10 protein-coding genes are annotated in these 11,452 nt (G+C 63.4%); 5 read left to right on the plus strand and 5 right to left on the minus strand.

Annotated elements, in window-relative coordinates; all coding sequences use genetic code 11:
- Positions 1 to 75: 75 nt before the first annotated feature.
- Positions 76 to 2,304 carry a putative bifunctional diguanylate cyclase/phosphodiesterase gene (locus tag CAF78_RS17340; RefSeq protein ID WP_371856910.1) on the plus strand — a complete coding sequence of 743 codons (2,229 nt, stop codon included), beginning with the start codon at positions 76 to 78 and terminating at the stop codon, positions 2,302 to 2,304.
- A 12-nt stretch (positions 2,305 to 2,316) separates the two neighbouring features.
- On the opposite strand, the gene zwf is transcribed toward CAF78_RS17340, so the two are convergent.
- Positions 2,317 to 3,759, minus strand: a complete 1,443-nt coding sequence (gene zwf, locus CAF78_RS17345; protein ID WP_085676525.1) for a glucose-6-phosphate dehydrogenase — start codon at positions 3,757 to 3,759, stop codon at positions 2,317 to 2,319.
- A 103-nt stretch (positions 3,760 to 3,862) separates the two neighbouring features.
- Between zwf and hexR the strand changes: the two genes are divergently transcribed.
- Complete coding sequence (hexR, locus tag CAF78_RS17350; RefSeq protein ID WP_027917078.1) at positions 3,863 to 4,729, plus strand: transcriptional regulator HexR; 867 nt, start codon at positions 3,863 to 3,865, stop codon at positions 4,727 to 4,729.
- 212 nt (positions 4,730 to 4,941) lie between these two features.
- Positions 4,942 to 5,160, plus strand: a complete 219-nt coding sequence (locus CAF78_RS28770) for a PA3496 family putative envelope integrity protein (protein WP_085676524.1) — start codon at positions 4,942 to 4,944, stop codon at positions 5,158 to 5,160.
- Here the strand turns inward: CAF78_RS28770 and CAF78_RS17360 are convergent.
- Positions 5,102 to 6,049 carry a LysR family transcriptional regulator gene (locus CAF78_RS17360; RefSeq protein WP_176247328.1) on the minus strand — a complete coding sequence of 316 codons (948 nt, stop codon included), beginning with the start codon at positions 6,047 to 6,049 and terminating at the stop codon, positions 5,102 to 5,104. The two genes, CAF78_RS28770 and CAF78_RS17360, sit on opposite strands and share 59 nt — an antisense overlap.
- Before the next feature lie 205 nt (positions 6,050 to 6,254).
- On the opposite strand from CAF78_RS17360, the gene CAF78_RS17365 reads away from it, so the two are divergent.
- Together CAF78_RS17365 and oadA are read left to right on the plus strand one after the other, a co-directional pair.
- Complete coding sequence (locus tag CAF78_RS17365) at positions 6,255 to 7,670, plus strand: acetyl-CoA carboxylase biotin carboxylase subunit (protein WP_054884776.1); 1,416 nt, start codon at positions 6,255 to 6,257, stop codon at positions 7,668 to 7,670.
- 11 nt (positions 7,671 to 7,681) lie between these two features.
- The gene (oadA, locus tag CAF78_RS17370; protein WP_085676522.1) at positions 7,682 to 9,490 is read left to right on the plus strand and encodes a sodium-extruding oxaloacetate decarboxylase subunit alpha; all 1,809 of its coding nucleotides are present in this window, start codon (positions 7,682 to 7,684) and stop codon (positions 9,488 to 9,490) included.
- 182 nt (positions 9,491 to 9,672) lie between these two features.
- On the opposite strand, the gene CAF78_RS17375 is transcribed toward oadA, so the two are convergent.
- Genes CAF78_RS17375 through CAF78_RS17385 form a run of 3 tightly spaced genes read right to left on the minus strand, consistent with a single transcriptional unit; the run spans position 9,673 to position 11,439 of the window.
- The gene (locus tag CAF78_RS17375) at positions 9,673 to 10,344 is read right to left on the minus strand and encodes a GNAT family N-acetyltransferase (protein ID WP_085676521.1); all 672 of its coding nucleotides are present in this window, start codon (positions 10,342 to 10,344) and stop codon (positions 9,673 to 9,675) included.
- Positions 10,345 to 10,351: 7 nt separating this feature from the next.
- A complete protein-coding gene (locus tag CAF78_RS17380; protein WP_085676520.1) occupies positions 10,352 to 10,798 on the minus strand; it encodes a GNAT family N-acetyltransferase in 447 nt (148 codons plus the stop codon).
- An 11-nt stretch (positions 10,799 to 10,809) separates the two neighbouring features.
- On the minus strand, positions 10,810 to 11,439 hold the full coding sequence (locus CAF78_RS17385) for an FMN-binding negative transcriptional regulator (RefSeq protein ID WP_085676519.1): 630 nt from the start codon (positions 11,437 to 11,439) through the stop codon (positions 10,810 to 10,812).
- Between the last annotated feature and the right edge of the window lie 13 nt (positions 11,440 to 11,452).

Below are 11,452 nucleotides of genomic sequence, written 5' to 3' on the forward strand. Positions count from 1 at the left end.
AGGCAGTTCGCCACTCAGCTCTCCGTCGAGCGAACGCGCCTGCTGTATCAAGGCTCCCTGCTACCCACATTGTTCATGCTGCTCAACGGCCTGCTGTGCGCCTGGCTGTTGTGGAACCCTGGGCGTTATCTGCTGGTGGGCGTGTGGCTGGTATGGCTGCTGGCGCTGGTGGCCCTTCGGGTGATCCAGGTTGCGGCGTTCGACGCCGCCTCGGCGCAACGCCAGGCCAACCCCGGCTGGCGCCGCATGTTCCTGTTCGGTTCGGCATTCAGTGGTTTGACCTTGGCCTGCGCCGCGATCGCCCTGGTGCCGGAAGACAACTTCGTGCAGCAGGCCTGGGTGTTCGGCTTGCTGGGGATGGCCACCTTGAGTGCGAGCATCGCCTATGCCGTCAGCCTGCCGGCCTTTCTCAGCTTTGCCTTGCCCTGCCTGTTGCCGCCGATCCTGTTCCTGTTCTACTTCGAGGCGGGGCAGCAGCGCGGCTGGGGCTGGCTTGGCCTGATCCTGCTGGCGGCGCTGGTGGTGGTGGCCTGGCAGGTCAACCGGCTACTCGACCGCAGCCTGCTGCGGCGTTTCCACAACCAGGCGTTGAACCAGGACCTGCAACGGATTTCTGCGCAGAAGGTGCTCGAAGAACAGCAGCGCCTGGCTGCCACGGTGTTCGAAGCCTGCAATGAAGGTGTGGTGATCCTGAGCGCCGAATTCGTGGTGCTTGCAGTGAATCAGGCCTACTGCCAGATGACCGGCTACAACCGCGCCGAGCTGCTTGCACGCGATTGGTTCGAACTGCCGTGCCACAGCGATGCGCGCCGGCACAGCCAGGCCATCGAGTCGGCGCTGGCGCAGCAAGGCGGCTGGCAGGCTGAGCTGGTCGAGGCGCGCAAGCATGGCGAGCTGCATCCGCAACGGTTGCAGCTGACGGCTGTGCGCGACCCCCAGGGCCACGTGAGCCAGGTGGTCGGCTTCTTCACCGACCTGTCGGCGCGCCGGGCCTCCGAGGAGCGCCTGCGCTACCTGGTGCACTACGACGAATTGAGCGGACTGGCCAACCGCTCGCTGTTCCGGCTGCGCCTGCAGCAAGCCGCGCAGCGCGTGCGCAGCAACGGCCGCAGCCTCGCGCTGCTGCATGTCGATCTGGACCGCTTCAAGCTGCTCAATGAAAGCCTGGGCCACGAACTGGCCGATCAGCTGATTCGCAGGATTGCCCGGCGCATTGTCAGCACCGTGCCAGAGGCGGATACCGTGGCGCGGCTTTCGGGCGATGAGTTTGCCATCCTGTTCGATGGTTACAGCAACCTGTCGAGCCTGGTGCGGGTCACCACCCGGTTGTTGAGCAAGTTGCGCAAGCCGCAGCGGCTCGACGGGCATGAGGTGGTGGTCAGCGCTTCGGTGGGTATCAGTGTGCTGTCCGACGCCACCCTCGATGCCGATGCCCTCATCAGCCAGGCAGACATGGCCAAGCAACATGCCAAGCATCTGGGTGGCGACAACTTCCAGTTCTATACCGAGAGCTTGCGTGCCAGCACCCTCGAGCGCCTGCAGCTGGAGAACCAGCTGCGCAAGGCTATCGAGGAAGAGCAACTGATGGTCTATTACCAGCCCAAACTGTGCCTGCTCAGTGGGCACCTGCATGCCGCCGAGGCACTGGTGCGCTGGCAGCATCCAGAATGGGGCATGGTGCCGCCTGGGGAGTTCATCGGCCTGGCGGAAGAGACCGGGCTGATCGCGCCTATCGGTGAGTTCGTGCTCCGCCAAGCCTGCAGGCAGGCTCGCGATTGGCAGCGCCAAGGGCTGGAGGTGCGAGTTTCGGTCAACTTGTCGGTGTACCAGTTGCGCCAGGGCAAGTTGGTCAGCCTGGTGCGTCAGGTGCTTGAGGAGAGTGGGTTGGCACCGCGCCTGCTGGAGCTGGAGCTTACCGAAAGCCAGTTGCTGGACAGCGTCGAGCACATCATCTCGACCTTCGAGCAATTGCATGCGTTGGGGGTGAAACTGGCCATCGACGATTTTGGCACCGGCTATTCGTCATTGAGCTACCTGAAGCGGTTGCCGGTGGACTTCGTGAAGATCGACCAGGCTTTCATCCGCGGCTTGCACGAGGGCAGCCAGGATGCGGCCATTACCCGCGCGATCATCACCCTGTCCAGGAGCCTGGGCCTGAAGGTGGTGGCGGAAGGGGTGGAAACGGCGGAACAACTGGCGTTCCTGCGTGAGCACGCGTGTGATGAGGCCCAGGGTTACCTGATCAGCAGGCCCGTCCCAGAGCCTGAATTCAGGCAGATGCTTGCCCGACCGTGGATGCATTGAGCGCAAGGTCACTCAGTTATGCCAGTGCCTGCCGTGCCTGGCCAGCAGGCTGTTGGCCTGTTCCGGGCCGTTGCTGCCAGCAGCATAGTGGCGGGGCGCCTGGAAGTGCTCTTCCCAGCCCTTGATGATCGGGTCGATCCAGGCCCAGGCGGCTTCCACTTCGTCGCGGCGCATGAACAACGTCGAATCCCCCTCCAGGATGTCCAGCAGCAGGCGCTCGTAGGCGTCCCAGCGGCGGGTCTGGCCAAACACCTGGGCAAGGTTCAGGTCCAGGTCGACCGGCTCCAGGCGCATGCCCTTGCCCGGGCTCTTGGTCATCATGCGCAGGCTGATGCGCTCCTCCGGCTGCAGCTGGATCAGCAGCTGGTTGACCTGCCCGCCGTTGAATAGCTCGTGGGGCACCGGTTTGAACTGGATGACGATCTGCGACGAGCGCCGCGCCATACGCTTGCCGGTGCGCAGGTAGAAGGGCACGCCGGCCCAGCGCCAGTTGTCGATGTGGGCGTGCACGGCGACGAAGGTTTCGGTGTCGGTGTCGTTGTCGACGTCCTTCTCGAAGTAGTAGGCCGGCACTTCCTGGCCGCCGATGTGCCCGGCACCATACTGGCCGCGCACGGTCTTGTCCTGCACGTCCTGCCCGGTAATGGGCTTGAGGGCACGCAGGATCTTCACCTTCTCGTCGCGCACGGCCTCGGCCTCGAACTGCGCCGGCGGTTCCATGGCCACCAGGCACAGTAGCTGCAGCAGGTGATTCTGCAGCATGTCGCGGGTCGCCCCGGCGCGGTCGTAGTAACCGCCGCGGTTTTCCACGCCGAGGGTTTCGCAGACACTGATCTGCACATGGTCGACCTGGCCGTTGCGCCACACCGGCTCCAGCAGGGCATTGGCGAAGCGCAGGGCCATCAGGTTCTGCACGGTTTCCTTGCCCAGGTAGTGATCGATACGAAACACCTGCGATTCGTCGAACACCGCGCCGATCGCTTCGTTGATGGCGGTGGCGGATGTCAGCGAGTGGCCGATCGGTTTCTCCAGCACGATGCGCGCTTCGCTGTCGGCCAGCCCGGCAATGCGCAGGTGGTTGGCGATCGGTACGAAGAGGTTGGGCGCAGTGGCCAGGTAGTAGATACGGGTCAGGCCTCCTGGTTCGCCGAGGTAGCGCGCCAGGCGGCCGAAATCGGCGCTTTGCGCGGCATCCATGGGGAAGTAGTCGAGGCGGGCGGAAAAGCGTTGCCACACATCCTCTTCGAAGTCGTGGCGGGCGATCTGCGCCCGGCAATGGCGCTCGGCGAGCTTGAGGTAGTCGTCACGGCTTATGTGGCGGCGGGCGAGGGCAATGATGCGCACCGCGTTGTTCAGGCGTGCCTCGCGATACAGGTGGTAGAGCGCCGGCAGCAGTTTGTGCAGGGCCAAGTCACCGGTGCCACCGAACACCAGAATGTCGCAAGGAATAGTCAAACCACCACTCTCCACGTTCGTTTAACTGGGCGGGTTGGCGTCCATGTAGTATAACTACAAGAAAGCTACATCCCGGCCAGCCGATCATAACCGAGTCCAGCCCGTGAATCTGTTGCAACATATCGCCCAATCGCGCCACCTGCTGCGCAAATCGGAACTCAAAGTGGCCGACCACGTGCTGCTCGACCCGGCTGCCGTGATGCACAGCTCCATGGCCGACCTGGCGCACAGCGTGGGCATCAGCGAACCGACCATCGTGCGTTTCTGCCGGGCGATCGGTTGTTCCGGCTTCCAGGATCTCAAGCTCAAGCTGGCGCAAAGCCTGGCGGCCGGTGCCAGTTTCGGCCAGTTCGCGATTCATGAAGACGACTCGGTTGCCGACTACAGCCTGAAGATTTTCGACACCACCCTGCACACGCTGATGGAAGTGCGTGAGCACCTCGACCCGCAGGCCCTGCAACAGGCCGTGAGCGCCATGGCCCAGGCGCAACGCGTGGAGTTCTACGGCTTTGGCGCGTCCGGCGCGGTAGCCGCCGACGCCCAGCACAAGTTCTTCCGCCTGCTGCTCAGCGCCGCGGCCTACTCCGACCCGCACATGCAGGCCATGTCGGCGGTGACGTTGAAGCCGGGTGACGTGGCGGTGTGCATTTCCCAGTCGGGGCGTTCCAAGGACTTGCTGATTACTGCCAACCTGGTGCGTGAAAGCGGTGCCAACCTGATTACCCTGTGCCCGAGCGCCACACCGCTGGCGGAACTGTCGACGGTCAACCTGGCGATCGACGTGCATGAAGATACCGAGATCTACACCCCGCTGACCTCGCGTATCGCTCACCTGGTAGTCATCGATGTGTTGGCCATGGGCGTGGCCATGGCCCGTGGGCCGAGCCTGGTCAATCACCTGAAGAGCGTGAAGCGCAGCTTGCGCAGCCTGCGTTTGTCGCCCAAGTCGATCAAGGCTACCGACGACTGAGATCAGCCTGTACCGGCCTCTTCGCGGGCAAGCCCGCTCCCACAGGAATTGCACTGCCTTCAAGAAGCATACAGTACCTGTGGGAGCGGGCTTGCCCGCGAAGAGGCCGGCACAGGCAAAGCAGATTTCACGGTTCTGTCACCATTCCACAGCCAAACCGTAAACCGCCGAGGCCAGTCTGAAACTCCCGCATCCTAACTGGGAGACAGGCAATGGCTCGTGACTTCGACGGTACGTACCAACCCAGCGCCAAGGCTCGCAAGCAGCAGGAAAAGGATCAGCGCCGCATGGAATACCGCCGCGCGATCGAGAGCTATTGCGACCAACGTCAACTGCTCCGTGACCTTGTGGATTACCCCGAGTTGCAAGAGCTCACGGTATGGCAGGCGTCGGCGGCAGCTTCCCCGAGAAGCGCTCAACAAGCGCGCTGATCAACGCACGTTCGCTGCGGATGAACGCAAGAAAGGCCAAGGCTACCGGCGATTGCCGCTTGGCCTTGGCCTGCACCACGCACCAGCTGCGGTACAGCGGCAACTCTTCCACCGGCAGCTCCCTCAGTACTCCCGTGGCCAACTCCAGGTTCACGGCGTGGCGGGTCAGCAGGGCGATCCCCAGGCCGGCGATCACGCATTCGCGCTGGGCATCGGCTGAAGCCACCTCCAGCGTCTGGGTGAAATGCACGCGCTTGTCCTTGAAGTACTCCTCGCAGGCCTTGCGCGTTCCCGAACCTTGCTCGCGGACCAGCAGGGTATGAGGCTCCAGGTCCTGCAGGCGCAGCTGTTCGAGCTTGCACAGCGGGTGTTCCGGCGGGGCCACCGCCACGATCGGGTTGTTGAGAAACGGCAGGAACTCCAGGCCCATGTCCTGCGGCACCATCGACATGATGATCAGGTCGTCGCGGTTGTCGGAAAGCCGGCGGATCGCCTGGGCCCGATTGACCACGGTGAGGGTCAGGTTGACCTCCGGGTGACGCTGCTTGAAGGCGGCGAACAGGTGTGGCACGAAGTACTTGGCACTGGACTCGATCGCCAGTTTCAGCTGCCCTTGCAATGAACCCTGCATGTCCGACAGCTGCATGTCGAGGCTTTCCAGGCGCCCGAAGATGTCGCGGCTGGCCCGCTGCAGGGCTTCGGCGGCCTCGGTCAGGTAGAGCTTCTTGCCGACGTACTCGAACAGCGGCTGGCCGATCAGCTCTTCAAGCTGACGGATCTGTAGACTAACGGCGGGTTGCGTCAGTGCCATCTCCTCCGCCGCACGGCTGTACGAGCGCAAATCGCACACCTCGTTGAAGATCTGCAATTGACGCAATGTCATACGCATCAAGGACTTACGCATTTTTATCGGCTCTTCGGCAATACCTTGTTACTGAACTATAAGCTTTTGCTAATACAGCCTCTAACAAATATTGATTTTTGTTTATCGACCTTCAGCGCTAGGGTGAATGTGCGACTGGCCAGCAACGTCTGGTCACGCGCCGACCGGTAAAACCGGATCGTCTGTTCCTACGGGCTTTGGGAAGAAACCAGTGATAAAAAAAATCCTGATCGCCAACCGGGGTGAAATCGCAGTTCGGATCGTCCGTGCCTGCGCCGAGATGGGCATTCGCTCTGTCGCGATCTATTCCGATGCCGACCGTCATGCCTTGCACGTCAAGCGCGCCGACGAGGCCTACAGCATTGGTGCCGAGCCGTTGGCCGGCTACCTGAACCCGCGCAAGCTGGTCAACCTTGCTGTGGAAACCGGCTGTGACGCCCTGCACCCGGGTTACGGTTTCCTGTCGGAAAATGCCGAGCTGGCGGAGATCTGCGCCGAGCGCGGGATCAAGTTCATCGGCCCGGCCGCCGACGTCATTCGCCGCATGGGCGACAAGACCGAAGCGCGTCGCACCATGATCCAGGCGGGTGTGCCGGTCACCCCCGGCACCGAAGGCAACGTCGCCGATATCCATGAAGCCCTGAGCGAAGGCGACCGCATCGGTTACCCGGTGATGCTCAAGGCCACGTCCGGCGGTGGCGGCCGTGGTATCCGCCGCTGCAACAGCCGTGAAGAGCTGGAACAGAACTTCCCACGGGTGATTTCCGAGGCCACCAAGGCCTTCGGTTCGGCAGAAGTGTTCCTGGAAAAGTGCATCGTCAACCCCAAGCACATCGAGGCGCAGATCCTCGGTGACAGCTTCGGCAACGTCGTGCACCTGTTCGAGCGCGATTGCTCGATCCAGCGCCGCAACCAGAAACTCATCGAAATCGCCCCGAGCCCACAGCTCACCCCCGAGCAGCGCGCCTACATCGGCGACCTGGCGGTGCGTGCGGCCAAGGCGGTGAACTACGAGAACGCCGGTACCGTGGAGTTCCTGCTCGCCGATGGCGAGGTGTACTTCATGGAGATGAACACCCGGGTGCAGGTGGAACACACCATCACCGAGGAAATCACCGGGATCGACATCGTCCGTGAGCAGATCCGCATCGCTTCGGGCCTGCCGCTGTCGGTGAAACAGGAAGACATCCAGCACCGTGGCTACGCGTTGCAGTTCCGTATCAACGCCGAAGACCCGAAGAACAACTTCCTGCCCAGCTTCGGCAAGATCACCCGTTACTACGCCCCCGGCGGCCCAGGCGTGCGTACCGACACGGCGATCTACACCGGCTACACCATTCCGCCGTTCTACGACTCCATGTGCCTGAAGCTCGTGGTCTGGGCGTTGACCTGGGAAGAAGCCATGGACCGCGGCCTGCGGGCCCTGGACGACATGCGCGTGCAAGGGGTGAAGACCACCGCCGCGTACTACCAGGAAATCCTGCGCAATCCGGAATTCCGTAGCGGCCAGTTCAATACCAGCTTCGTCGAAAGCCACCCCGAACTGACCAACTACTCGATCAAGCGCAAACCCGAAGAGCTGGCCCTGGCCATCGCCGCCGCCATCGCCGCCCACGCAGGCCTGTGAGGAACCCTATAATGTCCAAGAAAATTCACGTAACCGACACGATCCTGCGCGACGCCCACCAGTCCCTGCTGGCTACCCGCATGCGTACCGAAGACATGCTGCCGATCTGCGACAAGCTCGACAAGGTCGGCTACTGGTCGCTGGAGGTCTGGGGTGGCGCCACCTTCGACGCCTGCGTGCGCTTCCTCAAGGAAGACCCGTGGGAGCGCCTGCGCAAATTGCGTGCGGCCCTGCCCAACACCCGTCTGCAAATGCTGCTGCGCGGCCAGAACCTGCTGGGCTACCGCCATTACAGCGACGACGTGGTCAAGGCCTTCGTCGCCAAGGCCGCGGTCAACGGCATCGACGTGTTCCGTATCTTCGACGCGATGAACGACGTGCGTAACCTGCGTGTCGCCATCGAAGCGGTGAAGGCTGCTGGCAAACACGCCCAGGGCACCATCGCCTACACCGTCAGCCCCGTGCACACCATCGACGCCTTCGTTGCCCAGGCCAAGCAGATGGAAGCCATGGGTTGCGACTCGATTGCGATCAAGGACATGGCTGGCTTGCTGACCCCGTTCGCCACCGGCGAGTTGGTCCGGGCGCTGAAGGCCGAGCAGTCGCTGCCGGTGTTCATCCACTCCCACGACACCGCCGGCCTGGCCGCGATGTGCCAGCTCAAGGCCGTGGAAAACGGTGCCGACCACATCGACACCGCGATCTCCAGCTTCGCCTGGGGCACCAGCCACCCGGGCACCGAGTCGATGGTCGCCGCGCTCAAGGGCAGCGAGTTCGACACCGGCCTGGACCTGGAACTGCTCCAGGAAATCGGCCTGTACTTCTACGCCGTGCGCAAGAAGTACCACCAGTTCGAGAGCGAGTTCACCGCCGTGGACACCCGCGTGCAGGTCAACCAGGTGCCGGGCGGGATGATTTCCAACCTGGCCAACCAGCTCAAGGAGCAGGGCGCGCTGAGCCGCATGAACGAGGTGCTGGCCGAGATCCCGCGGGTGCGTGAAGACCTCGGCTTCCCGCCGCTGGTGACCCCGACCTCGCAGATCGTCGGTACCCAGGCGTTCTTCAACGTGCTGGCCGGTGAGCGCTACAAGACCATCACCAACGAGGTGAAGCTGTACCTGCAAGGCGGTTACGGCAAGGCCCCAGGTGTGGTCAACGAGCAGCTGCGCCGCCAGGCGATCGGCAGCGAAGAAGTGATCGACGTGCGCCCGGCCGACCTGCTCAAGCCAGAGATGGCCAAGCTGCGTGGCGACATCGGTGCCCTGGCCCGTTGCGAAGAAGACGTGCTGACCTTCGCCATGTTCCCGGACATTGGCCGCAAGTTCCTCGAAGAACGCGAAGCCGGCACCCTGACCCCCGAGGCCCTGCTGCCGATTCCTGAAGCCGGTGCTGTGGCGTCCCATGGTGGCGAGGGCGTACCGACCGAGTTTGTCATCGACGTGCACGGTGAAACCTACCGCGTCGACATCACCGGTGTGGGCGTCAAGGCCGAAGGCAAGCGTCACTTCTACCTGTCGATCGACGGCATGCCGGAAGAAGTGGTGTTCGAGCCGCTCAACGAGTTCGTCGGCGGCGGTGGCAGCAAGCGCAAGCAGGCCAGTGCACCGGGCCACGTCAGCACCACCATGCCGGGCAACATCGTCGATGTGCTGGTCAAGGAGGGCGATGTGGTCAAGGCCGGCCAGGCGGTGCTGATCACCGAGGCGATGAAGATGGAGACCGAAGTGCAGGCGGCCATCGCCGGCAAGGTCGTGGCCATCCACGTGGCCAAGGGCGACCGCGTGACGCCGGGCGAGATCCTGATCGAGATCGAAGGCTGAGATAAGCCCTCATCTACAAGCGGTTAACCTCTGGGGAGCGGATGCTCCCCTTTTTTTGTGTTGGATTTGCCGGCCTCTTCGCGGGCACCCGCTCCCACAGGTACAGCGCTGCCCTCAGGCTTGGCGCGATCTCTGTGGGAGCGGGCTTGCCCGCGAAGAGGCCGGTAAATCCAGAAAATCTTTCAGCCTTTGCGACATGCCTCGAGCGTTTCTACCTGGCCTTTCGGCTGCTGGTTCGCTTCACTCAACCACCGCTCGAACCCGGCAGCCACCTGCGACCACTCATCATCGGTAATCGAGTACCACGCCGTATCGCGGTTGTGGTCCTTGACCACCAGGTGTTTGCGGAACACGCCCTCGAAAACGAAGCCGAAGCGCTCTGCCGCACGCTTGGAGCGGGCGTTGGCGTTGTTGCACTTCCACTCCAGCCGACGGTTGCCCAGCTCGAAGCCAAGCTTGGCCAGCAAGTAGACGGCTTCGGTGCTTTTAGGCGTGCGCTGCATGGGGGCGCCGAAGGCGATGTGGCCGATCTCGATACGGCCATGGTCCGGCACGATCGACATCAGGGTGAGAATGCCCTGGGCCTGGCCGTTGGCGCGGTCGATCACGGTGTAATACAGCGGGTCGTGGCCGGCAGCGTTGCCTTGCAGCCAGCGGTCGAAGGCAGCGCGCTCGGTGAACGGGCCGTAGGGCAGGTAGTCCCACAGCACCGGGTCGGAATCCGGGCCTTGCAGGGCCGTCCAGAGGTCGTCGCCGTGGCGCGCCGGGTCGAGTTTCTCCAGGCGGATGAAGCGGCCTTCAATGGGCTCGGCCTTGGGCGTAGCGGCAGGTGTCCAGTTCAATGCGTCAGTCATGTGCGGCCTACAACCCTTTGCGGAATTGGATGAAGCCCGGGCGCTCGGCAACCTGCTCGTACAGGCTGATGGCGGTGGCGTTGGTTTCATGGGTCAGCCAGTGCACCTTGATGCAGCCGGCGGCCTTTGCCGTGGCATACACGTGCTCGATCAGCTGGCGGCCGATGCCCAGGCCGCGCTGGCTGCTGTCGACGTAGAGGTCCTGCAGGTAGCAGGAGTTCTCGATGCTCCAATTGGAACGATGGTAGATGAAGTTGACCATGCCCACCGCCTTGCCATCGACCCAGGCCAGGGTCGAATGGGTCGGTTCGTTCGGGTCGAGCAGGCGTTGCCAGGTGCTGAGGCTGACCGCTTCGGCGAGTTCGGTCTGGTAGAAGCGCAGGTAGGCTTGCCACAGGGCGAGCCAGGCGGCGTGGTCTTGGGCGCTGACAGGGCGCAGGGTAACGCTGGGCATGGGCTTTTCCTTCAGAGTTGGCGCATGTGCGCCGCAAGTTGGTTGTCCAGGTAGTCCGGGCTGGCGCCCAGGCCATCGCGCACGCCGGCGATATCCTGCGCCGAGCGGTTCTGGCTGAGCTTGCGCGCGCCTTGCAGGCGGGCGATGGGCAGGCGGATGCCAACGATGGCGCGGAGCATGCTGTCGAGGTAGTCGGCGGGGGCGTCGGCGACTTTCCAGGGTTGGCTGCGGCCCTGTTCGTGGCGGTCAGTCAGGCGGCTGACGATCTGCAGCAGCGCTGCGGCATCGTGGATCACTTCGGCGGTGCCGTAAGCGTGCACGGCAAGGTAGTTCCAGGTCGGCACCACTTTCGGGTTTTCGGCCTTGCTCGGGTAATAGCTGGGGCTGACGTAGGCGTCGGCACCTGGGAACACCAGCAATGCTTCGGCGCCTTGCTCCAGCGCCTGCCATTGGAGGTTGGCGCGCGCCAGGTGGGCGTAGACGGTGCCGAACTCTCCCTCGTCGGTGGCGAGCAACACCGGCAGGTGCGTGGCCAGCAGGCCCTGTTCCCCGTGGCTGACCAGCACGGCCAGGCGGGTGTCGAGCATGTGCTGGTGCAAGCGCTCAAGGTCATGTTCCTGGTGGGGTTTGCTGTTGTACATGCGCAGGGTCCTT

Origin of the sequence: Pseudomonas sp. R28(2017) (assembly GCF_002112505.1) — a bacterium.
Taxonomy (GTDB): Bacteria; Pseudomonadota; Gammaproteobacteria; order Pseudomonadales; family Pseudomonadaceae; genus Aquipseudomonas.

Bases quoted from the DNA above. Each gene is read 5' to 3' on its own strand.
- CAF78_RS17385 (WP_085676519.1), bottom strand. From the start codon at position 11,439: ATGTACAACAGCAAACCCCACCAGGAACATGACCTTGAGCGCTTGCAC.
- CAF78_RS17375 (WP_085676521.1), bottom strand. From the start codon at position 10,344: ATGACTGACGCATTGAACTGGACACCTGCCGCTACGCCCAAGGCCGAG.
- CAF78_RS28770 (WP_085676524.1), top strand. From the start codon at position 4,942: ATGGCTCGTGACTTCGACGGTACGTACCAACCCAGCGCCAAGGCTCGC.
- CAF78_RS17360 (WP_176247328.1), bottom strand. From the start codon at position 6,049: ATGCGTATGACATTGCGTCAATTGCAGATCTTCAACGAGGTGTGCGAT.
- CAF78_RS17380 (WP_085676520.1), bottom strand. From the start codon at position 10,798: ATGCCCAGCGTTACCCTGCGCCCTGTCAGCGCCCAAGACCACGCCGCC.
- oadA (WP_085676522.1), top strand. From the start codon at position 7,682: ATGTCCAAGAAAATTCACGTAACCGACACGATCCTGCGCGACGCCCAC.
- CAF78_RS17340 (WP_371856910.1), top strand. From the start codon at position 76: ATGCTGCTCAACGGCCTGCTGTGCGCCTGGCTGTTGTGGAACCCTGGG.